A 25064-nucleotide genomic window follows, 5' to 3' on the forward strand; every position below is an offset into this window, starting at 1 on the left:
GAAAAGAACCAAGTGAAAATACTTGGTTCTTTTTGTCGATTCATTTTCAACTCTACTACAAAAGCCTTTCTAATTTTTATTATTTTCTATATGATTTAAAGTATAAACAGTCTAATATGAACAAACAATTTTAATATCTGACTATTAGGGGAGTCATTATGAAGCTATCGAAACATTGGAAAGTTCTAGCATGCGTAAGTGGGTTGGCTGCAAGTTCAATTGGGATTAATTTGAATACAATAGGTGTTTTCTATACACCTGTATCAGAAAGTCTTGGATTTCTCAGGGGGAGTTTTGCTTTACACACCACCATCATGTCTCTAGTAATGTCTTTTATGGCCTTGAACATACCTAGACTATTGACCAAAATTGATATTAAAAAAGGTATTCAAATTGGGGTTGGACTATCGGTCATTACAACATTACTTATGGCAGTAACTGAATCTTTATGGCTTTTTTATCTATTGGCGGCAATTAGAGGCATTGGAGCTTCTTTCTACTCACCAGTACCTCTAACCATACTTGTAAATAACTGGTTCGAAAAGAAGAATGGACTAGCAATGAGTTTGGGATTTGGTTCAAGTGGCGTAGCAGGTGCTTTATTTTCACCAGTGTTTACTTTAGTAATTCATAATTATTCCTGGCAGATTGGCTTTTTAGTAATGGGATTCGCTTCTTTACTACTATGTTTACCTGCTCTTTTTTACGACTTTGCCTTACATCCAAATGATGAGAATCTTCAGCCATATGGAAAAGAACAGCAAGATAAAATCAAAACTGCAGATATTCGACTAAAAATGGATAAACCAAAAGCCAATGATATGAGATTTATCGTTTTAGCAAGTATAGGACTGCTCTTGTCACTGATAACAGGACTTCCACACCACTTACCAGGCTATGCAGAAACTTTTGGCTTTAGCGCTACAATAGGTGCTTGGATGCTTTCAGCATCTATGTTTGGTAATATCGGGTTTAAATTACTGGCAGGTACACTCGGGGATAGAATTGGATCAATTAAAACAGCTTTTATAGTTATTAGTATAAATCTTATCTCACTTTTGGTACTATTTACGATTCACGTTCCAGGAGTCATGATTCTTTCTTCCTTTTTCTTTGGAGCGATTATGTGCTTCCCAATCGTTATATTACCTATGTTAACCATATATTTTTATGGAAGAGCGCATTATATGAAAGTTTATCCGTTCTTTTCATTGATGACTGGGATTGGTGGGGCTTTTGGTGTAACGTTAGTTGGATATGCGTATGACTTCACGAAAAGCTATACGTCTGTGTTTATGTCTGCTTTTATATTGATTTTCTTATCATTAAGTATGATTGTGATGTTGATCCTTCATAGCCGATCAAAATTTTCTTTACAAAAAGAGTAATCATCATTATAAAGAGAACGCTTGCATACTGAATCGAGTGATGGTATATTATTTTTAAAGGTACGTACAAATCACTAGGAGGAATTGCATGAAGGCAACAGCTAAACTTAGTAAAGATACAATTTTGGCAGATATTGACTCTAGAATATATGGGTCTTTTGTAGAACACTTAGGAAGAGCCGTTTATGATGGGATTTATGAACCAAATCATTCATCAGCTAATGAGCTTGGATTCAGAGAAGATGTTATCGAAGTTATCAATGAGCTAAACGTTCCTTTGGTTCGTTATCCTGGCGGTAATTTTGTATCCGGATACAATTGGGAAGACGGTATCGGACCGGTCGAAGACAGACCTAAACGCTTAGAACTAGCTTGGAGATCTATTGAAACCAATGAAGTCGGTTTACACGAATTCATGAAATGGGCTGAACTAGCGAAAACTGAAGTCAACATGGCCGTCAATCTCGGAACGAGAGGCATCGATGCAGCTAGAAACCTACTTGAATATTGTAATTATCCAGAAGGTACATACTACAGTGATCTTCGTAAGCAAAATGGTGCTGAAGAACCATTCAACATCAAAACATGGTGTCTAGGAAATGAGATGGACGGTCCTTGGCAGATTGCGGCTAAGACGGCTGATGAATATGGTAGATTAGCAGCAGAAACGGCTAAAGCCATGAAACTGGTTGATGACACGATTGAGTTGGTTCTTTGTGGAAGTTCATCAAGCAAGATGCCAACATTCGGAGAATGGGAATATACAGTTCTTGAACATGCCTATGAACACGTTGATTACTTGTCTTTACATTTATATTGGGAAAACTACGAAAATGATACTGCAAATTATTTAGCAAAATCTATGGAATTGGATAAATTCATAAAAAATGTAGTGATTATCTGTGATGCTGTCAAAGCAAAAAAAGAATCTGACAAGCAGATCAATCTTGCACTGGACGAATGGAATGTATGGTATCACTCCAAAGATGCAGACTCTAAGCGCGATCCATGGGATATCGCACCGCCATTACTAGAAGATATCTATAATTTTGAAGATGCACTGCTTGTAGGGTGTGGCATGATTACATTATTAAATAATGCTGATAGAGTAAAAATTGCTTGTTTAGCTCAATTAGTTAATGTAATTGCACCGGTTATGACGATTAAAGATGGAGAAGTATGGAAGCAGCCAATATTTTACCCATTTATGCAGGCGTCAAACTACGGTCGCGGGAAAGTGTTGAAACTTGATGTGAAGAGTGACACGTATGATTCGAGTGAATACAAAAATGTTCCATTTATTGAAACGACTGCGATTTTAAATGAAGAAAACAATGAAGTTGTGATCTTTGCAGTCAACCGTTCGCAAGATCAGAAGATGACATTTGAAACTATTCTTGAGGGATTTGATAAACTTGAAGTTATAGAAGCTACTGAACTTGCAGATTATGACATCAAGAAGACAACCGAAAATGATCATGATGGGATGGAAATTAAAGCGAATGAAACATTTTCTATAAATGACTCAGTAGTAAACGGGGAATTAAAACCATTATCATGGAATATGATTAGACTTTCATACTAATACAACTAGGTGCTGACGCTCATGTAAAGAGACAGCACCTTTTTACTTTGAAAGAGCAAAATAATACTTGAAACAGGACTATATAAACTAAATCATTCATTTATTGCGTAATTGTTTGCTTCTCATATTAATAATTGGTATAGTTAATCCAAGTGGTACGTACTAATGATGAGTTTATCTATGATATTCGAGTATTTAGTACTATTTTTCTAAATAGGTACAGACAATTACGATATATTGTTAACGGTCTCGTTAAGGCTCGTAATAGGACTACCTCAAAAAAAACAGGAGGGAATGGAATGAATCGAAAAACGCTTTTATTACTTATGTCGTCCGCTTTTTTTGTAAGCGCTTGTGCAGACGAAGGAGATACAGGAACTTCAACAGATGAAGTTCAAACGATTGGTTCAAACGCTGAAAATGCTGAAGAGATTACCCTTTGGACATTTGCACCACAACATATTGATCTTTATGGTGATGCAGCAGAAAGATGGAACGAGGAATTTCCTGATAGACCTATTGATTTAATTGCAGAAACCTATCCGTTTGAACAGATGCACAATAACTTACTATTAGCGGTTCAATCTGGGACTGGTTTGCCAGATATCGTGGATATAGAGTTAGGACAGTATCCGAATTTTATGGAGGGGATTATACAATTTGAACCAATGAACGAGTATGTTGAACCCATATTGGATAGTGTTGTCGAATCTAGATATGAACTTTATGCTCGAGACGGTAATTACTATGGTATCCCTACCCATGTTGGCGCTACTGTTATGTACTATAACACCGATATAATGGACGAAGCTGGAGTAGATATTGACGAAATCGTTACTTGGGATGATTTCGTGGAAGCCGGTAAGCAAGTTGTTGAAAATACAGATTCAACAATGTGGAACGTTGGGACAGAAGATTGGTTGATGGATATGTGGCCAATGATTTCTCAAAGAGATTCTGATGCAATTGATGAAAACGGAGAAGTCATCTTTAATAATGAAGAAAATGTAGACACTTTACAATTTCTTTATGATGCGCTCTACGAAGATGAGATTGCTGAATTAACACCAGGTGGTATGAATCAGTCAGAGGAGTTTTACGGTTATTTCTTAGATGAAGGATCAGCTGCTATTTTGGCCCCGCTTTGGTACATGGGAAGATTTGTAGACAATATGCCAGATCTTGAAGGGAAAATTGCTATTAGACCAATGCCAGCATGGGAAGAAGGCGGAAATCGCTCAGCTGGTATGGGGGGAACTGGAACAGTTGTCACTCAAGCTGCAGAAAACGTTGAACTCTCTAAAGAATTTTTAGCGTACGCTAAAATGTCTGAAGAAGGGAATATCAACCTATGGACGATACTAGGTTTTGATCCACCAAGGTTTGACACTTGGGAAAGTGAAGAAGTTAGAAATACAGACAATGATTATTATGAGTACTTTGGAGATAATATTTTTGATGTACTGCTAGATGTCAGAGATGAAATCAATACATTGCACGTTACAACGGACACCCCGAATGTTATTAATGAATACCATACACACGTGACCTTTAATGTTTTGAGAAATAGAACAGAGACACCACAAGAAGCACTCGATCGTTCTGCGGAAGTTGTAAAAAGTCTACAGAGAAAATAAAATAATTATTAAAAAAGAAAGGATGGAAATAACATGGCTGAAAACACGCAAGTCGCTCTTAACACTAAAAAAAGTAGTAGAATTGGTAAGTTTCTAACTTCAAAAAAAGTTGTACCATATATCTTTGTACTACCATTTTTCTTATCATTTAGTGTCTTAACTCTGTATCCAGCTATTAATGGGATCATCATGAGTTTCAGACAGATTCTTCCTGGTGTTGTAGAAAATGTTGGATTCGATAATTATGCTAGAGTATTCAATTTGAATTTTTATGATGCTTTATGGAACACGGTTATATATGTGCTCTGTACAACTGTACTTTTAACAATCGTACCGATGCTTTTAGCGATATTCTTGAATTCGGAGACAATTAAACTTAAGACGATATTTAGAGCATCGCTATTCTTACCAGCATTGACCTCTACAATAGTAGGAGGGATGATTTTCAGACTGATGTTCAGTGAGTCTAGTACCTCTATTGGAAATCAGCTCATTTCACTCATCGGTTTAGGACCATTAGAGTGGAGATATTCAGCTGTAACAGCTATGTTCTTGATGGTGATTTTAGCATTCTGGCGATGGACGGGTGTAAATTTACTTTATTACCTTGCAGCCCTTCAGAATATATCTGAGTCCTTATATGAACAAGCAGATATAGATGGTGCCTCAGCTTGGGATAAACTAAGATTGATCACGATTCCTCATTTGAAACCGATTACGGTTTTTGTCAGTACAATTACCATTATCAATGGATTTAGAATGTTTGAAGAAAGTTTTGTATATTGGGAAGCTACATCACCGGGAAATATAGGTCTGACTATCGTAGGTTATATTTATCAGCAGGGTGTAGGACAAAATGATCTTGGATTTGGAGCTGCAATAGGTGTTGTTTTGATGATTATCATCTTCATTATAAGTTCTATTTATCTAGGGCTTACAGGAACGTTTGGAAAGGGGGATGGAAAATGACCAAGAAAAAATAGCTAATGATATTAGCTAATATAGCTTTTGGGGTCATTGCCTTGACTGCTTTATTTCCAATAATTGCTTTACTCATTTCTTCATTTCAACCATCTTCAGTATTAATGAGACAAGGTCTGAGTTTTTCAATTGATTTTAGTCAGTTAAGTTTTGATAACTATAAATTTATTTTTACAGAAGCTGATAATTACTGGACTTGGTATGCTAACAGTATGATTATTTCTGCAATTACAATTGTAACATCAGTATTCTTCTCAGCCATGGTAGGTTACGCACTAGCGGTATATGAATTCAAGGGCAAAAATTTATTTTTTGTATGCGTATTGCTTATCATGTTGATTCCTTTTGAAATTTTGATGTTACCGTTGTATGAATTGATGGCTGCACTTAGACTGACAGATACCTATATAGCTGTAGTACTTCCTTTAGTCGTTGCGCCGGTAGCTGTTTTCTTCTTTAGACAATATGCCCAAGGATTACCTTTAGAATTAATGGATGCAGCTAGAATTGATGGAAGTAATGAATACGGCATATTTTTTAAGATTATGTTTCCTCTAATGGGCCCTTCATTAGCAGCAATGGCCATTCTACAAGGTCTCGCAGCATGGAATAATTTCTTGTGGCCATTACTTGTTTTGAGATCGAACGATATGTTTACTCTGCCTATTGGGTTAGCTACTTTATTAACACCTTATGGAAATAATTATGATGTTTTGATAGCAGGATCAGTAATAACAATTATACCAATCGTCATCTTGTTTATATTCTTCCAGAAATACTTTGTAGCAGGCTTAACTTCAGGAGGAGTGAAGGGATAAATGAAAGTTAGTCAACAAACGAAAAAAACAAAATTTAATCTGACATTGACACTAATCGTTAACTTATTTAAGTTGAATGTATTATGGATCGCGTTTACATTATTAGGGACTATTGTAGCGGGAATTTATCCCGCTACAATCTCTGCACTCACTATTTCTAGAAAATGGTTGTTGACTAAAGATTATTCAGTTACAACTAAAGAATTTTCATCATTGTTTAAGAAAGAATTTAAGCAATCAAATCTATTTGGATTAATGTTTTCAGTAGCTGGAGGGATTCTTCTCCTAAATTTTATTCTGTTATCACAGTTGACAGTTAGCGTGCCGATCATTGTGCCTATTGCGTTTTATATTCTTTTATTTTTCTTCATCACTACTTTGATATGGTTCTTTCCATTATATGTTCATAGGGATAACAAGTTTTTCAAACAATTAAAAAATGCCTTTGTAATAGGAATTTTGAAAGTACCCATCACAATGTTACAGTGTGTTTCGTTATTTTTATTGCTCTATATTTCTTTAGCATTACCGACAATGTTTCTTTTTTTCACTTTTGCAATCATATCGACTCTATGGATGAAGTGGACACTAAAAGGGATACTATCAATCAAATTTAACTGATTTTTTCTATAAGCGTTCAAATAAATAAAAGATATTTAAAATTTCCTAAAAAACTATTGCACGTACGTGTCGAACGTGGTATATTATTTTCAAGCGATACGTACGTACTACTTAAAAGCTTTGTTCTTTAAAAACTAGGTTAATACTAGGAAATTTTTTTTAATACTTAATGTAAGCGAAATCATTTTAGTTTGTCAGTATAAATTTCTATATAAGAAAAATTGTAAAGTTAAATAGTACGTATGATTGCCAATAAGATCACTTAAATTCGACTATTAAAGGAAACTAGGAGGAGTCATTATGAATTTAAACAAGAAATTGCTTTTAGGAACAGCTACAATGTCTTTAGCTTTACTAGCAGGGTGTGGTAATGATAATGAAATAGTTCTATGGACGCCACTTACGGGTGAAGATGGGCAAGTAATGGATGAAATGATTCAAGAATATAATGATACAGATCCAGAATTCCCAGTTTCACAAGTTATTACACCTGATTTGTATACTCAGATATATACAGTTATGAATACAGGAGAAGGTACTCCGGATCTTTCTATTATACATGCTGATAGAGTTCAAGGTTTTGTCGAGTTAGATATGTTAGAACCTTTCGATGAACTTATGAGTTCGCAAGATGTATTGCAAGCAGATAACTATATTGATCAAGCTTGGGAAGCTGGTAACGTAGAAGGAACACAATACACAATTCCATTAGATATACATTCAAACGTACTTTATTACAACAAAGATTTGATGGCTCAATATGGTGTTGAAGATTTCCTAGATGATGATGTGTTAACGTTCGATGAAATTATGTCACTTGAAGGGCAACTAGATGAAGGCGTTTACGCAGTTAACAACTCTTTAATATCTTGGGTCTTGCTAGCAGAGACTGTAAATCTAGGTGGGGATATTAGCGACGAAGAAGGCAACCCTACAATTAATACACCCGAAATGCAAGAAGCAATGCAAAAACTGGTCGAAATTGAAGAAGCAGGACTAATGACGCCAAATGGCGAAGATGGATATGCAATGTTCCAAGGTCAATCTGTACTATTCTCTTCTGATGGAACTTGGTCATCATTAGCTCACGATATGGTCGAAGATTTGAATTATGGCGTAACAAACATCTATGCTTTTGACAACGAAACCTTCCATAACCGTGGTTCTTCTCACTTGTTTTCAATGTTAACTAGCGAAAATAGAACGGATGAAAAGGAACAGGGGATAGCTGAGTTCTTGGCATGGGTTAACCAAAATTCTGTAACTTGGGCTGAAGCAGGACAGATTGTTGCTAGTAGAGATGTCTATGAATCACCAGAATTCCAAGATTTTGAACAATCATTCTTTACTAAGTCTCAAGAACAATTAGATTCGTTACTAATCTTTGATTACGAATACTACGGATACGTTGAAGCAGCTATTAACACTGTAATCAATGACATGTTATATGGGAATATAACCATTGAAGATGGTTTAGCTTCTGCTCAAAATGAAGTTGAGGATTTAGTTGCTCAAGGACACGGAGCCGATATTAATATTGAAGATGATGCTGAATAAGGAGTAGGTTAATCAAAAAGTATTAAAGCAAGTTCTTCTGTAAATGAACTTGCTTTTTCTTTTTTGAATTTGAAAGGGGCATAATGATGGAAAATACAATCTCAAATGAGAAGGTTAAATATAATGGTAAAAAAGGCATCAATTTTAAACAATGGATATTTATAGGTCCACATTTTCTATTCTTTGTAGTGTTCATTCTTTTTCCAATGTTCTATGGTTTATATGCATCTTTCACAAGATGGAATTTAATTGGAGCACCAAGATGGGTTGGACTAGAAAACTATGAAGCTATCTTAATGGATCCTACATCATCGTTTTATAGTCAATTCAGAAATGGTTTAGTGAATACATTAATCTTTGTGGCAGGTACTGTTCCTTTACAAGTGATTATTCCACTTGTATTAGCAGTGATGCTCCAACACAAAGGTGTTAAAGGTAAAGGACTATTCCAAGCAATTTTTTACATTCCTGGATTAATTTCTGTAACAGCAGCTGCGTTAGTTTGGTTGTTAATATTTAATCCTAGACTAGGACCTGTTAATAATTTACTAGGATCAAATGTGACGTGGGCTGTTAACCAACCTTATGCTTGGATTGTCATATTCATGATGTCACTGTGGGGTGCTATAGGTGGGAATATGGTTATATATCGGTCTGCAATGAGTGGTATATCTAATGATTTGTATGAAGCAGCTGAGATTGATGGAGCTACAAGTTTTGTTAAGTTCTTTAAAATAACATTACCAACTATTAAATTCCCATTATTGTATACTATTGTAATGTCTACTGCAGGTGCTTTTAACGTTTATGCTCAACCCTTGATGGTTACTGGAGGAGGACCTGAGCAATCCACATTTGTATTAATGATGTATATAAGAAACCTCGCATTTGGTCAAGGGCAGTCTGTAGCAGGTATGGCTGCCGCGATGTCAATATTATTAGGTTTAGTGATTGTAATTATTGCGGCCTTCCAATTTAGAATAATGTATCGAAGCTCAAAATAGAAAGGGGCATATAAAATGGCACATTCAAAATCTTTTCAAATTACAAAATGGATCTGTTACGGCTTACTTACGATAACAGCGGTTATCTGGTTATTGCCAGCGATTTATGCGCTAACAACTTCTTTTAAATCTCAGTCAGATGTTATGCAGACTGGATTCCGTTTGCTACCTGCATCTTGGATTATGGATAACTATGTAAGAGTATTATCTAATACTTCTAGCGCTCCAATCGTAAGATGGTTCTTTAATTCTTTGTTTATCTCTACTTCTCATACTCTCTTGATGATGGTCTTCGTGTCGTTAGCAGCTTTCGGTTATGCTCGTATGGACTTCAAATATAGAGATGCACTATTCTTCACGATACTGGCAATCTCAATGTTTCCAGCAGTAGTGAATATCATTCCTAATTATATGATTGTTCATAAATTAGGGTGGGTTAATACACCTTTAGCAGTTATCATGCCCGGCCTTGGTGGGGTTGGTAATGTATTCTTAGTTCGCCAATTCATGCAAGGGTTACCAAAATCCTATGACGAATCTGCACGAATGGATGGTGCAAATGACTTTACAATCTACTTTAAAATTATTTTGCCACTCATCAAACCAGTGCTCATCGTAACATCAATCTTCTCGTTCACTGGATCATGGAACGATTTCTTATGGCCAACGATTGTATTGAATAATGTTAATCAATTAACCATAACAGCAGGTCTACAGTTGTTACAAGATATTTACGGTAATTACATGGTAATTGGCCAATTAATGGCATCTGCATTCCTAGCGATGATTCCGACTTCATTACTATTTATTTTCGCTCAGAAATACTTTATTGAATCGCTTAACTTAAATACTGGTATTAAAGGATAACGTATAAGGAGGATTTCTATTATGGATAGAAAAGCAGAAAGAAAATTAATCTTTGCAGCATCGCTATGGCATTTTATCAACGCGATTTTAACAATTTTTGTATTCGGATTATGGTTCAAAAACAGTGGGGACCTATCCATAATGGAAATTTATCCTGAAATGGCAGGAGGTAGTGGGAGTTTTGTAGATATACTCTACACTGTCATGTCTAGTTATGGATTGATCATTGTATTAGTAGGCATGATCAACATTTATTGTCTGAAATTCATGAAAGACAATGAAATCAACAAAAAGTGGCAAGTATGGATGGTGGTCATGTGTCTGGCTTCATTTATGACAATCGATGTGATCAGTTCATTACTTTATATGGTTGTTTTAGTAACTTATAGTTCAAAAAACAAAGCCATTCGATTAAGACATGGGAAACACAAATCTAATCATAACGTAAATCAGGAGGTCATTATATGACAAACAAAACACTTTATAATAATCCTATTGTATTGGAAAGAGCAGATCCTTGGGTTTATAAACATACAGACGGGTACTATTATTTCACAGGATCCGTTCCAGGTTATCAAGAAATAGAAGTTAGAAGAGCGAAAACATTGAACGAACTAGAAACTGGTGAAAAAGCCAGTGTTTGGCATGCTCATGAAGAAGGCGAAATGAGCAGATTGATCTGGGCACCTGAGATTCATTTTATCGATGGTGCATGGTATATCTATTTTGCTGCTTCGAGTTCGAATGAACCTAAAAACAATATTCATCAGCATCGAATGTTTGTAATCGAATGCAAAGATGATAACCCGCTTACTGGAGATTGGGTAGAAAAAGGACAAGTTAAAACACATATAAACAGTTTCTGCCTAGATGCAACAACATTCACTCATGAAAATGAGCTATATTATGTTTGGGGACAAAAAGATCCTGCTATACCAGGAAACTCAAATCTTTACTTATCTAAAATGGAAAACCCATGGACACTAAAAGGTCATACGACTTTATTGACAATCCCTGAATATGATTGGGAAAGAATTGGGTTCTTAGTTAATGAAGGTCCTGCTGTTTTAAAACGTAATGGGAAAATATTTATTACTTATTCTGCAAATGCTACTGATGAAAACTATCTGATGGGGATGCTTTCAGCGGATGAAGATAGCGATTTACTGGATGGATATTCGTGGAAGAAATCTCAAAAACCTGTATTTGAATCTTCAGAAGAAAATAGTCTTTTTGGACCGGGACACAATTCATTTACCAGATCTGAAGATGATCAAGATGATGTTTTGATATATCATGCCAGACCAGAAAAAAATAAGAACGGTGATCCTTTAGACAATCCTAATCGTCATGCTAATGCACAAAGATTTAATTGGGATGAATCAGGTTTCCCTAATTTTGGAGTGCCGGGAGAATATTAATCCAAATCAATCCTTATCAAGAAAGGAATAATAAATGACTAAAAAGAGAAAGATGCTCATCAGTCTTTTTTTCGTAGTGATTTTACTAATTGGAGTGAGTGGATTTATGGTTTATTCAAGCGGGATCAAGAGACCCAAAACGAATGATTGGACTACGCAAACAAGAAATAACGTTTCTATCCATGATCCGGCAGTGCGGTCGGTCATAGATGAAAACGGCGAAGAAACTTTCTATGCTTTTGGAACGCATGTTGCACAAGCAAAAACTAAGGATTTTTCCACTTGGGAAGTACCTCATATGACTGAGTATGAAAATATGGAAGACAACATTTTGTTTGGGAATACAAACGAAAACTTAGAAGAAACATTTGAGTGGGCAGGTTATGATGATGCAGATTCGAAAGATGGGTACAACTTATGGGCCCCAGACGTCATCTGGAACGATCAGTTCGAATGGTCTTCAGGCTCAAAGGGTGCTTATCTGATGTACTATTCTGCCAGCTCTACATGGAGAAGATCCGCAATTGTTTTAATGGCATCTCCAAGTATTGAAGGACCATACACTTATGTTGATACAGTTGTCTATTCTGGTTTTACTTCTGAAGATTCTACAGATGGTAGTGACCGGAACATTCAATATGAAGGGACTCACTTACCTGAACTAATCAGTGAAGGGAAGATATCTGAGTTCAATGAGAAATGGGTAAGGCTAGGCGGGAGAGAATATAATACGGATTATGCACCAAATGCTCTGGATCCAGCACCTTTTTATGATGAAAACGGAAAATTCTGGCTTGTATATGGTTCATGGTCGGGAGGAATTCACTTACTTGAACTAGAAGATGAAACCGGGAAACCAATTTACCCAAGTGAAGATGGCATGACAGAGGACGGTCGGACAATTGATCGGTACTTTGGCACAAAAATCTTTGGTGGGTATCATCAATCTGGTGAAGGACCGTACATTGTTTACGATAATGAGACGGGATACTATAATTTATGGTTGACCTATGGTGGTCTAGCTGCAAATGGTGGATACAATATGCGTGTGTTTAGATCCGAAACCGTAGAAGGACCGTATATTGACGCTAAGGGACAATCGGCTATATTTGAACCAGCTAGCACCAATTCAGATTACGGTATTAAACTTTTAGGTAATTATCAGTTCACTGGATTAAAACAAGGATATCGTGCTCCAGGCCACAATTCTGTAGTTAAAAAGCAAGATGGAGAATGGTTGCTAGTTTTCCATTCTAGGTTTAATCAAGGTACTGAAGCTCATGAAATCAGAGCACAACAAATGCTTCATAATGAAGATAACTGGCTTGTTCCGATGCCTTATGCTTACAAAGGGGAGTATGCTGATACTACTCCACTAACTTCGGAAGAATTAAGCGGCAGTTTTGAATTTATCAATCATGGAACAGAAAATTCTACAGAAATGATTGAGACACTTTTAATTGATCTTACTGAGGAAGGCGAGATATCAGGAGATCTTGAGGGTAGTTGGAACTTATCTGAAGAGAACTTGTTAACAATCACTACTGAACAAGCAGTTTATAAAGGTATCGCAGCTAAACAACAAGATGAATTCGGAGAAGAAAGAATTGTTTTCTCTGCATTTGGGGATAACAATGAAATGATTTGGGGCATTAGACCATAATTTGAATTAAAGGGAGTAAACATAATGACAGTTGAAGTATTGACAAATAAAAAAGGACCTACAATTAGTAAATATATTTACGGACAATTTGCAGAGCACTTGGGTAGATGTATCTATGAAGGCGTTTGGGTAGGAAAAGACTCAGACATTCCCAATAATGAAGGTATCCGTTTAGATGTAGTAGAAGCACTTAAAGCAATCAAGGTACCTGTCGTAAGATGGCCAGGAGGCTGTTTCGCTGATGAATACCACTGGAAAGATGGGATTGGGACACCTGCTGAACGTAAAACGATCGTAAACACGCACTGGGGTGGAGTGGTTGAAAATAACCATTTTGGTACACATGAATTTTTCCATTTATTAGATCTTCTTGGTGCAGAGGCTTATGTCAATGGTAACGTAGGTAGTGGTACTGTTCAAGAAATGCAGGAATGGGTAGAGTACATCACCTTTGAAGGCGAGTCACCAATGTCGAACCTGCGTAAAGATAATGGTAGTGAATCTGCTTGGGAAATGAAATTTTTCGGAGTAGGAAATGAAAGCTGGGGATGTGGTGGAAATATGCGTCCAGAGTACTATGCAGATCTCTACCGCCGCTATCAGACCTATGTTAGAAATTATACAGACAAACATGTTTATAAAATAGCGTGTGGTCCAAACATTGATGATTACAACTGGATGGAACAAGTAATGAAAATTGCTGCACCGTTCATGGATGGAATCAGTTTACATCACTATGCATTGACTGGTGCTTGGGAAGATAAAGGTACAGCAACTAACTTCCCTGAAGCACAATGGCACTCATTAATTGATAGCGCTAAGAAAATGGATGAACTGATTACAAAACATTCTACTATTATGGATAAATATGATCCTGAAAAACGTGTGGGATTAATTGTTGATGAGTGGGGTTCGTGGTTATCTGTAGAAAACGGCACTAATCCAGGATTTTTGTATCAACAAAACACAATACGTGATGCAATGGTTGCCAGCCTTACTTTAAATATTTTCCATAAACACGCTGACCGTGTTCGGATGGCTAATATTGCTCAAATGGTTAACGTCCTTCAAGCGATGCTATTCACTGAAGGCGATAAAATGATCAAAACACCGACTTATCACGTTTTTGATCTTTACACGCATCATCAAGATGCAGAATTAATTGACACATATGGCGAAAGTCAGGAATCTATCGATTATACAATTTCTAAAAAAGATGGAAAAGTAGCCATTTCTGTGTGTAACTACGGTCTGAAAGGTGAAGAAACAATGTCATTTAACTTAGCGGATTACGCTTTTGATTCAGCTGAAGCATGGATTGTAGCCGCTGATGAAATGGATGCTCATAATACATTTGAAAATCCGGAAGTTGTCTCTAAGAAATCGTTTGAAGATTTTAAAATCGAAGGCAGTACAGTGTCCTTAACACTTCCAGCTATGAGCGTTACAACTCTTTTAATTAAAGAGAAATAATATGTCTTGTAAAACATGTGAACGCCTTGAAGCGTTGGCGGGACAGGATGTATTAGCATCAATAGATGAGCAATTAAGTTTGGAAGTTGATCTAGCTTCAGAAGAATTAAAAGAAAAGAGATTGTCTGTTTGTGAATCTTGCCCATTTTTTCAAAATCATACATGTACAAAATGTGGATGTTATGCAATGTTTAGAGCAAGTCTGAACTACAAAAGCTGTCCTGTTGGTAAATGGTAGAAGATGAGTGAACTAAGTCGAAAAGGATGCTGATGCATCCTTTTCTTAATACATAAGTATAATTGAAGATAATATAAATATAATATTTGTCTATACAAATATTATTATGTCTTTAATTATACCCCTCGTTTATAGTACAATTTACGTACGGACAAATCGTAAGGAGTGAAATCAATGTTGAATGAGCCGAAGTATATAACGATAAAAAAAGAGTTGCAACAAAAAATTAAAAGTAATAGTTATTTATTAGGAAGCAAAATTCCTTCTGAAGCAGAATTGCGAAAACAGTTTGACGTCAGTAGACATACCATTAGACAAGCCGTATCTGAATTAGTAAATGAAGGCTTTTTAGTGAAACAGCAAGGGTCAGGAACTTTTGTGAGTGACATATACAAAAAAGAAATCGTAACGTCTTCAAAAAGAACGATAGGTGTGATCACTACTTATTTATCGGATTATATCTTCCCTTCAATCATTAGGGGTATTGAAGAAGAGCTTTCTAAACATGATTACTCTTTAATGTTATCAAGTACACGTAACAATGTAGACAATGAGCGCTCCTCTTTAGAAAGCATGATCGATCAAAATGTAGATGGATTGATTGTTGAGCCAACAAAAAGTAATTTGATGAATCCCAACTTAAATTACTATCTCAATCTATCAGAGAGACCAGTACCAATGATCATGCTTAATGCTACGTATGAAGAACTAGACTTTCCAGTTGTTGCAATAGATGATGTCAAAGCGGGCCGGATAGCAACAGAACATTTGATTGAATTGAATCATACGAATATCGGTATCATCACTAAGGCAGACGATTTACAAGGGAAGAATCGCCTGAAAGGGTATATTAGAGCGCTATATGATGCGAAACTTTCATTCGATAACAATTACATTATACGTTATGATACGGAGACAAAACAAACGCTACCTCAAATGATTCGCGATCTGTTATTGTCTGAAAACGTACCGACTAGCTTCGTTTGCTATAACGACGAAGTAGCGGTTATGTTAATTAAAGAGATTAATGCAATTGGTAAAACATGTCCAGATGATTTTTCAGTTGTTTCCCACGACAATAGCTTTTACAGTACCACTTTGCCATCTGTAAAGCTAACTTCAGTGGAACATCCAAAAGAAAACTTGGGTAAACAGGCAGCGATGATGCTCGTTAAGTCAATAGAAGAAGAAACAAAGATTGAATCTTATATATTTGATCCAGAGTTAATTGTCCGAAATTCTACTAAGCGGTTGAGTGAAAATACAAAAGCTGAGACAGCTCATTCATAGTTCACAAGGTACGTTCGTGTGTAACGTAAAATAATAGAATTTTTTCTATTATACAGTTGACACGTACGTACCTTTAATTTACAATAGGGATGTAAGCGTTACACAATACTTAGATTTAAAGATGGACCCTTTAATGGAACCCAATACGTTGTATAAATGAAAGGAATGATAGAATTTGCTTGAAGCATTAAGAGATCAAGTCTACAAAGCAAATATGGCATTACCGAAATATAAATTGATTACGTTTACATGGGGAAACGTGAGCGGAATCGATAGAGATTCGAATTTAGTTGTCATTAAACCTAGTGGAGTCGCTTATGAAGATCTCTCACCAGAGAACATGGTGATTGTAGACTTAGATGGCAATATTATTGAAGGAGAACTGAATCCATCTAGTGATACAGCAACTCACTTAGAACTATATAAAAATTTTCAGCATATAGGAGGAATCGTGCATACACATTCTCCGTGGGCTGTTAGTTATGCTCAAGCAGGAAGAGACATTCCGGCAGCGGGAACGACTCAAGCTGATTATTTTTATGGATCAATCCCAGTTACGAGAGAGATGACTGTAGAAGAAATTTCAAACGACTACGAGTTGAAAACAGGTTCTGTAATTATTGAGACTTTCCAAACAAGAAGTATTGATCCAGACAAAGTGCCTGGTGTCTTGGTTAACGATCACGGCCCTTTCACTTGGGGTAAGTCTCCAGAAGAGGCTGTTCATAACTCAGTTGTATTAGAACAAGTTGCTGAAATGACTTACCACAGTTTGCAGCTGAATCCTGAAAAAATAGAGATGAACCAAAACCTTCTCGATAAGCACTATTTGAGAAAACATGGGGATAACGCTTATTACGGTCAAAGATAAAAATATAAAATGAGGATGTGCTTTACATGTTAAAAACAGAAGAAAAAGTATTTTGGTTAGTTGTAGGTAGTCAACATCTATATGGTCCAGAAACACTTAAACAAGTCGAAGATCATGCTAAAGAAATGGTAGAAGTACTAAACAAAGAAGCTTCTTTTCCTTATCCATTAGAATACAAAGCATTAGTCACAACTGCTGATGAAATTAAAAATGTTATGAAAGAAGTTAACTATCAGGATAAAGTAGCTGGTGTCGTTACTTGGATGCATACATTCTCACCAGCAAAATTATGGATTCCCGGTACAAAATTACTGCAAAAGCCTTTATTACACTTAGCTACTCAATATCATAAAGAGATTCCTTGGGATTCAATCGATATGGACTTTATGAACTTGAATCAAAGTGCTCACGGTGATAGAGAATATGGCTTTATTAATGCTCGCTTGCGCTTAAACAACAAAATCGTTGTAGGCCATTATCAAGATCCAGACGTTCATAAAGAAATGTCTGACTGGATGTTATCTGCGATTGGATTTGTAGAATCTCAAAATATTAAAGTTGCTCGTTTTGGAGATAACATGAGAAACGTTGGCGTAACTGAAGGAGACAAAGTTGAAGCTGCCATTCAATTTGGATGGACTGTTGATTATTACGGAATTGGTGATCTTGTAGAAGAAATGAATCAGGTTACTGATGAAGAGATCCAAGAAACTTTCGAAGAGTGTGGCGAACTATACGATATGGAATATCGCGATAATGATCAAGACTTTTTTGACGAACATGTTAAAGAACAAGTTAGAATCGAAATTGGTTTAAGAAGATTCCTTGAACGTGGAGGCTATACAGCATTCACAACGAATTTTGAAGACCTTCATGGAATGAAACAACTTCCGGGTATGGCTGTTCAAAGGCTTAATGCAGAAGGATATGGATTTGCTGGCGAAGGTGACTGGAAGACAGCAGCGCTTGACCGCTTGATGAAAGTTATGGCGAATAATATCTCTACTGGCTTTATGGAAGACTACACCTATAACATGACTAAAGGTAATGAATATATCGTTCAATCTCACATGTTAGAAGTTGATCCTACTTTTGCTGAAACGAAACCACGAGTAGTCGTAAACCCACTAGGTATTGGCGATAAAGAAGATCCAGCACGTCTAGTATTTGATGGTAAAGCTGGAGAAGGCTTGACAGTATCTATGTTAGATATGGGTTCTCATTACCGTCTGATGGTGAACACATTCACAGCTGAAACACCTACTGAAGAAGCACCGAAGTTGCCAGTAGCAAGAGTGATCTGGAAACCAAATCCTGATTTTAAAACAGGTATTAAAAAATGGATTCAAGCGGGTGGAGGCCACCATACAGTAGCTACATTAGCGCTTAGCCTAGACGTTATACTTGACTGGGCAAAACTAGTAGATATTGAGACTGTTGTAATTGATTAAAACCAAGTGAGCTAATAAACGTTTACGTTTGTTAGCTTTTCTTTTATAAAATAGATGATTGAAATGAGGGTTTATAATGTCAGCTGAATCGAAAAATACTCTATCACTTGATCAAAATACCTTATCACTAGGTATCGAATTTGGCTCTACTCGAGTAAAGGCAGTCTTAATAGACGATACATTTGCACCAATCGCAAGTGGTGCATACGACTGGGAAAATAGGCTTATAGATGGATACTGGACTTATGATTTAGAAGAAGTATGGTCAGGCTTGCAGTCTGCGTATAAAAATCTTTTTGAAGAAGTTAAACAAAAGTACGGTGTTAATCTTACCAGAGTCTCTTCAATAGGATTTTCGGGTATGATGCATGGTTACTTATCCTTTAATAAGAATGAAGAGTTACTAGTGCCTTTTAGAACCTGGAGAAACACAACAACGGATGCAGCTTCTAGAAAGCTGACTAAGTTATTCTCGTTCAATATTCCGCATCGTTGGAGTATTTCACATCTATATCAAGCCATTTTAAATGACGAACCCCATGTTCAAGAAATTGATTTTGTTACGACACTTGCAGGGTATGTTCATTGGAAATTGACAGGTGAAAAAGTTGTTGGTGTAGGAGAAGCGGCAGGTATGTTTCCAATCGACAGCGAAACCATTGATTTTGATAAAAATAGAATAGATCAATTTAACGCACTTTCAGAGATAAAAGCTTTGGACTGGACCCTGACTGAAATTTTTCCAAAAGTTTTAGCCGCTGGAAGCGTGGCGGGTAGTCTTACTTTGGAAGGGGCTAAATTAATAGATCCAACAGGTCATTTAATGGCTGGTATTCCATTTTGTCCTCCAGAAGGAGATGCTGGAACGGGGATGGTCGCGACAAATTCAGTGGCGGAACGAACAGGAAACGTCTCTGCAGGAACCTCTGTTTTTTCAATGATCGTGCTAGAAGAGCCTTTGTCTAATTACTATGAAGAGATTGATATGGTCACTACACCAACAGGTAAACCAACTGCGATGGTGCATTGTAATAATTTCACAACGGATATTAATGCTTGGGCAAAATTGTTTGGAGAATTAATTGAAGCTCTAGGGCTATCGGTTGATAAAGATCAATTATTTACAACACTTTTTGAAAAATCACTTGAAGCAGATTCCGATGGGGGCAAATTGGTCAGTTGTAACTATTACTCTGGAGAACCTATTACAGGGCTAGAAGAAGGACGTCCTTTATTTGTACAAATGCCGGACAGCATTCTTTCACTTCCTAATTTTATGAGAACACAAATTTATTCAGCATTAGCTACTTTAAAAATGGGTATGGATATTTTGATTTCAAAAGAAGATGTCCAAGTTGAACAGTTACTAGGGCACGGCGGCTTCTTTAGAACGAAGTATGTTGGCCAAAAGATGATGGCGGACGCCTTGAATGTGCCCGTTACTGTAATGGAAACAGCAGGTGAAGGAGGGCCTTGGGGAATGGCTCTATTAGCTTCTTATTTGGTAAAAAAAGAAGAAGGACAAACGCTCGAATCATTCTTAGGAGAACAAGTATTTTCTATAGAAGTTCCAAACACTTTAAAACCATCTAAAACTGGATCAAATGACTTTAATGAATTCATGAAAAGGTATACAATGATATTGGACGTAGAGAAGCAAGCCGTTCAATCTTTAAAATAATTGGAGGTTGTGAGTATGCAAAATGATCCATTACAAGGCAATGCAAATCCAAATAGTATGAATCATCCAGCTCATTTAGTGGCTGCAGAAGAAGCTGATCGTTACACGAAAGCTGATCCAGATAGTGAAGTTAAGAATGAGGATGAAAAAGAACAAGATACCAAGCCTGAAGATTTTGAAAATTTCAATATCGACAAGGTCGATGATTTAAATAAGGTAAAAGAAGAAGATGTAGATCATAAATAAAAAGATGGAATGATGCAACAGGCAATATTTGTCCTCGTAAGATAGAGTATTCACTCTTCTAACGAGGACTTTTTTTGTATAAAAGATTTAAGAAAACGCTTGCTTAAATAGGTGGTGTATTATACTATTGATTAAAAGGTACGTACAAATAGGACAGTTCATTTCATTTAAATCATGTGCTTTCTTAAGTTATACGTACATTACTAATTTCGACTGACAAATTGCAGTATGTGGAGGAAATCAAGCATGATAGATTCAAACATTACAATTAAAGATGAATTTTGGAAGCGATATATTGATTTAATAAAGACTGAAATGATTCCTTTTCAGTGGAACGTATTACATGATCAAGAAGACATCAAAATTGATAAAGAACGCGATGACGCTAACATTCCTTCTGAAAAAAGTCACGCTATAGAAAACTTTAGAATTGCAGCAGGTCGCTCAGAAGGGCACCACTACGGTTGGTTATTCCAAGATTCTGATGTTTACAAGTGGTTAGAGTCAGCGGCTAATGTTTATAAAATTACGAAAGACGATCAGTTAAAACAAATGATGGATGAAGTGATTGAACTGATTCAAGATGCTCAAGAAGATGACGGTTATCTTAGTACTTTTTACCAAATTGATGCACCTCAATTAAAGTTTCGAAAGCTATTTGAAAGTCATGAGCTCTACTGTGCAGGTCATTTGATTGAAGCAGCCGTTGCGCATTACAGAGCAACAGATGATGATCGCTTAATTGAAGTTGTAAAAAAATACGTAGACTGTATTCAAGCTCACTTTGGACCTGAGGAAGTCAAAATCAACGGGGCTGACGGTCATCAAGAAATCGAACTGGCGCTCGTTAAACTATATGAAGTGACAAATGATGAGTCTTACTTGAAATTAAGTGAGTGGTTTCTTGAGGTTCGTGGTCAAGATCCTAACTTTTACAGAAAACAGATGGAAGAGAATATTGAACTGGGCTTAGACAATCGTGCGCCGATTATGATCAACAATGTCTATCATCAATCCCATAAGCCAGTGACTGAACAAACAGAAGCAGTAGGTCATGCAGTAAGACTCGTTTACATGGCGGCAGCTATGGCAGATGTTGCTTATTACACAAAAAATGACAAACTTTTCAAAGCGGCGAAGCGAATCTGGAAAAATATTGTGAAAAAGAGAATGTATATTACGGGTGGAGTCGGCTCTACCGTTCACGGTGAAGCATTTACATTTGATTTCGACCTACCGAACGATACGATGTACTGTGAAACGTGTGCCGCTATCGGCCTAATGTTCTTCGCGAAGGCTATGATGAAAAACGAAGTTGATGCAGAATATGCACACGTCATGGAACGGGCTCTACATAACTCTGTCATCAGTGGAATGGCACTCGATGGGAAACATTTCTTTTATGTTAATCCACTGGAAGTTAACCCAGAAGCCAGCCAAAAAGATCCCGGAAAAAGTCATGTGAAATCAACAAGACCTTCATGGTTTGGATGTGCTTGTTGTCCACCGAACATTGCAAGAACGCTGACTTCACTTGAAAAGTACTTATATAGTGAAAAAGAAGATACCCTTTACGTGAATCTTTTCATGGATCATTCAGGAAAGATTTCTTTCAACAATCAAGAAGTTGAATTGGAACAAATGGTTTCGTTTGAAGATGAAGGTTCGCTTGAGCTATCAGTAGATGCTCCAAAGGCCTTTACGCTCGGTATCAGAATACCAACATGGGCAAGTAATCTTTCAATAAAACAAGATGGATCAGAAGTAGATTTTGAAGTCGCTTATGGATACGCAATGATTCCGGTAAATGAAAAAATCGTTTTAACGCTTAGTTTTGATGTTTCAGTACTTATGCATCAGGCGCATCCTAAAGTTAGAGATGATTTAGGAAAAGTAGCGCTACAAAGAGGTCCATTTGTTTATTGTATGGAAGAAACGGACAACGAGTCAGACCTACATTTAATGAGATTGAAAAATCATATTTGCTCAGAAAAAGTTAGTGACTCGGTTTTGGGATCCCATGTTGCACTTAAAGCACAAGGTGAAAAAAGAGTCATTGATGAAGAGTGGGAAAACGTATTGTATAGAACATACAAAGAACCCGTTTATGAAGAAAAAGATTTAACCTTTATACCTTATCATCTTTGGGCTAACCGTTCAGTGGGTGAAATGATGGTCTGGGTAGCTAAAAAATAAAAATCTGAATACAAGAATTGGAAGGAGTCAGTTTGAATGAACGAATTTAGAACCTGGGCCAAAACACCACCAAAAGGATGGAACAGCTGGGATTGTTTCGGTGCAGCAGTAACAGAAATAGATGTACATGAAAATGCCCAATATATATCAGAACATCTGAAAGATTATGGTTGGGAATACGTGGTCGTTGATATTCAATGGTACGAACCAGAAGCAGATTCTTCGGTCTACCATCCCTTCACAGATCTAATTATGGATGAGTATTCAAGATTGATGCCGTCCGAAAAGCGATTTCCGTCATCTGAAAATGGAAATGGATTCAAACCACTGGGTGAGTATATTCATTCACTAGGGCTTAAATTTGGAATACATATTATGAGAGGCGTTCCAAGACAAGCCGTTCATCAAAATGCTAAGATCAAAAATTCTGACTATACTGCAAGAGATATTGCTAAGCCGAATTCAATATGCCCTTGGAATACGGACATGTACGGAGTAGATCCGTCTCATCCAGGAGCGAAAGCCTACTATACTTCCTTAATAGAATTGTATGCTTCTTGGGGTGTGGATTTTCTAAAAATCGATGATATAGCTGATTCAAAGTTATATGGAGGACATGTTGAGGAAATTGAACTGATTCGAGAAGTGATTGATGAGTCAGGAAGAGAAATTGTGTTAAGTTTATCTCCTGGTCCAGCTTCTTTGGAGCATGGTAGTTTCTTACAGAACAGTGCAAATATGTGGAGACTGACAGATGATTACTGGGATAATTGGTGGCAATTATATGAGATGTTTGAGAAAAGCGCAAAATGGTCTCCGTTTGTAAGAGAAGGAAACTGGCCAGATTGTGATATGCTCCCTCTAGGCCATATTGGAGTAAGATCCGTCGATGGTGGTGGTGGCGACCGAATGTCCAGGTTTACAAAAGGAGAGCAGAAATCGATGATGTCTCTTTGGTCTATCTTTAGATCACCGTTGATGTTTGGAGGACACTTGCCTGATAATGATGAGTGGACTTTGAAATTACTTCAAAATCGCTATCTTCAGGAATTAAACGAACATAGTCATGGTGGATTCGAAGTTTCTAGAAAAGATGATATTGCGATCTGGCACAGTCAGGGTCTGGATTGTGAATGGTTAGCTGTGTTTAATCTGAATGATCATTCAAAAAATGTAGAAATCGATTTTGGTGAAATCCTTCTTGAAGCAAAAGGTTCGGTTATTGATGTTTGGTCAGACGAATCGAAAGACTATCAAGAAATCACTAAATTAGACATCCAACCGCACGACGTAAAACTTTATAAAATCTATAAATAATTTATAGTAAAAGGCGTAACAGATCCAAGTGAGAGACTTGGAGTGTTACGCCTTTTGCGTTGTCTATCTCTAAAAAACTAGTCTTCGATTACAAGACCTAATAACTGCATAAATCCAAGGGCTTGTTCTCTGTTCACAATAGCACCTTTAATGTCTTGAGTATTCACAACGATTTTTTCAAAAGTAGATGTTCTTAAATCGACGCCGTTCAAAGAAGTGTTGGAAAAACGAATACCGGACATATCGCATTCATCAAATTGAATATTTTTCAGTTGGTTCTCGTAGAAGTCACTTTCTTTCATCTGACAAGAAGTAAACCGAACATTTTTGTGTTTCGCATAAGCAAATCCAGACAAATCTAACATACTTTGATTAAAATGAACATCTTCGAGAAAGCTATCTCCGAAGGATATACCGTTCATTCTACATTGTCTGAATTCGACTCTCTTCAGAGCAGATTCATCAATTTGAGCGTTAATACATTGACAGTGATCAAAAAGGACATCTTTAAAATAAGCATTCGGTACACTGAATTGTTCAAAAAACACGTTTTTAAATATCATATTCTTGAATTCTACATTGCGCAATGCATCTAGATGAATTGTACAATCCTGAATCAGTACATGTTCTAATACTGGATCTTCGTAATCAAGAACCGCTTCAAAGTCAGCTTCTGGTAAATTCAGAGGAAGTTTTGGAGGAAGAATTTTTTTCATTATAATGAACTCCTTATGTCATTTAATTAAAATTAGTGTATCT

The 25064-nt window shown here is 36.6% G+C and carries 22 protein-coding genes; 21 read left to right on the forward strand and 1 reads right to left on the reverse strand.

Annotated features, from left to right (window positions below; all coding sequences use genetic code 11):
• The first annotated feature begins 158 nt into the window (after nt 1-158).
• The 21 genes from VXN63_RS00800 to VXN63_RS00900 all read left to right on the forward strand — a co-directional run bounded on the left by VXN63_RS00800 (nt 159) and on the right by VXN63_RS00900 (nt 24305).
• Nucleotides 159-1388 (forward strand): MFS transporter, encoded by a 1230-nt coding sequence (locus VXN63_RS00800; RefSeq protein ID WP_327756073.1) that lies wholly within the window; start codon nt 159-161, stop codon nt 1386-1388.
• 88 nt (nt 1389-1476) lie between these two features.
• Nucleotides 1477-2973, forward strand: coding sequence for an arabinosylfuranosidase ArfA (gene arfA, locus VXN63_RS00805; protein ID WP_327756074.1), 1497 nt, complete (start codon nt 1477-1479; stop codon nt 2971-2973).
• 299 nt (nt 2974-3272) lie between these two features.
• Nucleotides 3273-4610, forward strand: coding sequence for an ABC transporter substrate-binding protein (locus VXN63_RS00810; RefSeq protein ID WP_327756075.1), 1338 nt, complete (start codon nt 3273-3275; stop codon nt 4608-4610).
• A 33-nt stretch (nt 4611-4643) separates the two neighbouring features.
• A complete protein-coding gene (locus VXN63_RS00815) occupies nt 4644-5579 on the forward strand; it encodes a carbohydrate ABC transporter permease (RefSeq protein WP_327756076.1) in 936 nt (311 codons plus the stop codon).
• Between the two features lie 17 nt (nt 5580-5596).
• Nucleotides 5597-6409: a carbohydrate ABC transporter permease gene (locus VXN63_RS00820; RefSeq protein WP_327756077.1), complete on the forward strand. Its 813-nt coding sequence runs from the start codon at nt 5597-5599 to the stop codon at nt 6407-6409.
• Nucleotides 6410-7030, forward strand: a complete 621-nt coding sequence (locus tag VXN63_RS00825) for a YesL family protein (RefSeq protein ID WP_327756078.1) — start codon at nt 6410-6412, stop codon at nt 7028-7030.
• Nucleotides 7031-7330: 300 nt separating this feature from the next.
• Complete coding sequence (locus VXN63_RS00830) at nt 7331-8587, forward strand: extracellular solute-binding protein (protein ID WP_327756079.1); 1257 nt, start codon at nt 7331-7333, stop codon at nt 8585-8587.
• An 86-nt stretch (nt 8588-8673) separates the two neighbouring features.
• Nucleotides 8674-9591, forward strand: a complete 918-nt coding sequence (locus VXN63_RS00835; protein WP_327756080.1) for a carbohydrate ABC transporter permease — start codon at nt 8674-8676, stop codon at nt 9589-9591.
• A 15-nt stretch (nt 9592-9606) separates the two neighbouring features.
• Nucleotides 9607-10458, forward strand: coding sequence for a carbohydrate ABC transporter permease (locus tag VXN63_RS00840; RefSeq protein ID WP_327756081.1), 852 nt, complete (start codon nt 9607-9609; stop codon nt 10456-10458).
• A 21-nt stretch (nt 10459-10479) separates the two neighbouring features.
• Nucleotides 10480-10926, forward strand: a complete 447-nt coding sequence (locus VXN63_RS00845; RefSeq protein WP_327756082.1) for a hypothetical protein — start codon at nt 10480-10482, stop codon at nt 10924-10926.
• On the forward strand, nt 10923-11879 hold the full coding sequence (locus tag VXN63_RS00850) for a glycoside hydrolase family 43 protein (protein WP_327756083.1): 957 nt from the start codon (nt 10923-10925) through the stop codon (nt 11877-11879). The genes VXN63_RS00845 and VXN63_RS00850 overlap by 4 nt, the downstream gene beginning before the upstream one ends.
• A 34-nt stretch (nt 11880-11913) precedes the next feature.
• Nucleotides 11914-13542 carry a glycoside hydrolase family 43 protein gene (locus VXN63_RS00855; RefSeq protein WP_327756084.1) on the forward strand — a complete coding sequence of 543 codons (1629 nt, stop codon included), beginning with the start codon at nt 11914-11916 and terminating at the stop codon, nt 13540-13542.
• Nucleotides 13543-13566: 24 nt separating this feature from the next.
• Nucleotides 13567-15015, forward strand: a complete 1449-nt coding sequence (locus VXN63_RS00860; protein WP_327756085.1) for an alpha-N-arabinofuranosidase — start codon at nt 13567-13569, stop codon at nt 15013-15015.
• A 1-nt stretch (nt 15016) separates the two neighbouring features.
• Nucleotides 15017-15253, forward strand: coding sequence for a DUF6171 family protein (locus VXN63_RS00865; RefSeq protein WP_327756086.1), 237 nt, complete (start codon nt 15017-15019; stop codon nt 15251-15253).
• Between the two features lie 174 nt (nt 15254-15427).
• Nucleotides 15428-16543 (forward strand): GntR family transcriptional regulator, encoded by a 1116-nt coding sequence (locus VXN63_RS00870; protein WP_327756087.1) that lies wholly within the window; start codon nt 15428-15430, stop codon nt 16541-16543.
• A 175-nt stretch (nt 16544-16718) separates the two neighbouring features.
• Nucleotides 16719-17414, forward strand: coding sequence for an L-ribulose-5-phosphate 4-epimerase (locus tag VXN63_RS00875; protein WP_327756088.1), 696 nt, complete (start codon nt 16719-16721; stop codon nt 17412-17414).
• A 26-nt stretch (nt 17415-17440) separates the two neighbouring features.
• Nucleotides 17441-18865 (forward strand): L-arabinose isomerase, encoded by a 1425-nt coding sequence (gene araA / locus VXN63_RS00880; protein ID WP_327756089.1) that lies wholly within the window; start codon nt 17441-17443, stop codon nt 18863-18865.
• Between the two features lie 76 nt (nt 18866-18941).
• Entirely contained in the window at nt 18942-20546 is a 1605-nt protein-coding gene (locus tag VXN63_RS00885) for a xylulokinase (RefSeq protein ID WP_327756090.1), read from the forward strand.
• A 15-nt stretch (nt 20547-20561) separates the two neighbouring features.
• Nucleotides 20562-20792 carry a hypothetical protein gene (locus tag VXN63_RS00890; protein WP_327756091.1) on the forward strand — a complete coding sequence of 77 codons (231 nt, stop codon included), beginning with the start codon at nt 20562-20564 and terminating at the stop codon, nt 20790-20792.
• 246 nt (nt 20793-21038) lie between these two features.
• Nucleotides 21039-22988, forward strand: a complete 1950-nt coding sequence (locus VXN63_RS00895) for a glycoside hydrolase family 127 protein (protein WP_327756092.1) — start codon at nt 21039-21041, stop codon at nt 22986-22988.
• Nucleotides 22989-23024: 36 nt separating this feature from the next.
• Nucleotides 23025-24305, forward strand: a complete 1281-nt coding sequence (locus VXN63_RS00900; RefSeq protein WP_327756093.1) for a glycoside hydrolase family 27 protein — start codon at nt 23025-23027, stop codon at nt 24303-24305.
• Nucleotides 24306-24382: 77 nt separating this feature from the next.
• Here VXN63_RS00900 and VXN63_RS00905 read toward each other — a convergent pair whose 3' ends face one another.
• Nucleotides 24383-25021: a pentapeptide repeat-containing protein gene (locus VXN63_RS00905; RefSeq protein ID WP_327756094.1), complete on the reverse strand. Its 639-nt coding sequence runs from the start codon at nt 25019-25021 to the stop codon at nt 24383-24385.
• Between the last annotated feature and the right edge of the window lie 43 nt (nt 25022-25064).

This window comes from Marinilactibacillus sp. XAAS-LB27 (genome assembly GCF_036039175.1).
Classification (GTDB): domain Bacteria; phylum Bacillota; class Bacilli; order Lactobacillales; family Carnobacteriaceae_A; genus Marinilactibacillus.

Bases quoted from the DNA above. Each gene is read 5' to 3' on its own strand.
- VXN63_RS00800 (WP_327756073.1), top strand. From the start codon at position 159: ATGAAGCTATCGAAACATTGGAAAGTTCTAGCATGCGTAAGTGGGTTG.
- arfA (WP_327756074.1), top strand. From the start codon at position 1,477: ATGAAGGCAACAGCTAAACTTAGTAAAGATACAATTTTGGCAGATATT.
- VXN63_RS00810 (WP_327756075.1), top strand. From the start codon at position 3,273: ATGAATCGAAAAACGCTTTTATTACTTATGTCGTCCGCTTTTTTTGTA.
- VXN63_RS00815 (WP_327756076.1), top strand. From the start codon at position 4,644: ATGGCTGAAAACACGCAAGTCGCTCTTAACACTAAAAAAAGTAGTAGA.
- VXN63_RS00820 (WP_327756077.1), top strand. From the start codon at position 5,597: ATGATATTAGCTAATATAGCTTTTGGGGTCATTGCCTTGACTGCTTTA.
- VXN63_RS00825 (WP_327756078.1), top strand. From the start codon at position 6,410: ATGAAAGTTAGTCAACAAACGAAAAAAACAAAATTTAATCTGACATTG.
- VXN63_RS00830 (WP_327756079.1), top strand. From the start codon at position 7,331: ATGAATTTAAACAAGAAATTGCTTTTAGGAACAGCTACAATGTCTTTA.
- VXN63_RS00835 (WP_327756080.1), top strand. From the start codon at position 8,674: ATGGAAAATACAATCTCAAATGAGAAGGTTAAATATAATGGTAAAAAA.
- VXN63_RS00840 (WP_327756081.1), top strand. From the start codon at position 9,607: ATGGCACATTCAAAATCTTTTCAAATTACAAAATGGATCTGTTACGGC.
- VXN63_RS00845 (WP_327756082.1), top strand. From the start codon at position 10,480: ATGGATAGAAAAGCAGAAAGAAAATTAATCTTTGCAGCATCGCTATGG.
- VXN63_RS00850 (WP_327756083.1), top strand. From the start codon at position 10,923: ATGACAAACAAAACACTTTATAATAATCCTATTGTATTGGAAAGAGCA.
- VXN63_RS00855 (WP_327756084.1), top strand. From the start codon at position 11,914: ATGACTAAAAAGAGAAAGATGCTCATCAGTCTTTTTTTCGTAGTGATT.
- VXN63_RS00860 (WP_327756085.1), top strand. From the start codon at position 13,567: ATGACAGTTGAAGTATTGACAAATAAAAAAGGACCTACAATTAGTAAA.
- VXN63_RS00865 (WP_327756086.1), top strand. From the start codon at position 15,017: ATGTCTTGTAAAACATGTGAACGCCTTGAAGCGTTGGCGGGACAGGAT.
- VXN63_RS00870 (WP_327756087.1), top strand. From the start codon at position 15,428: ATGTTGAATGAGCCGAAGTATATAACGATAAAAAAAGAGTTGCAACAA.
- araA (WP_327756089.1), top strand. From the start codon at position 17,441: ATGTTAAAAACAGAAGAAAAAGTATTTTGGTTAGTTGTAGGTAGTCAA.
- VXN63_RS00885 (WP_327756090.1), top strand. From the start codon at position 18,942: ATGTCAGCTGAATCGAAAAATACTCTATCACTTGATCAAAATACCTTA.
- VXN63_RS00890 (WP_327756091.1), top strand. From the start codon at position 20,562: ATGCAAAATGATCCATTACAAGGCAATGCAAATCCAAATAGTATGAAT.
- VXN63_RS00895 (WP_327756092.1), top strand. From the start codon at position 21,039: ATGATAGATTCAAACATTACAATTAAAGATGAATTTTGGAAGCGATAT.
- VXN63_RS00900 (WP_327756093.1), top strand. From the start codon at position 23,025: ATGAACGAATTTAGAACCTGGGCCAAAACACCACCAAAAGGATGGAAC.
- VXN63_RS00905 (WP_327756094.1), bottom strand. From the start codon at position 25,021: ATGAAAAAAATTCTTCCTCCAAAACTTCCTCTGAATTTACCAGAAGCT.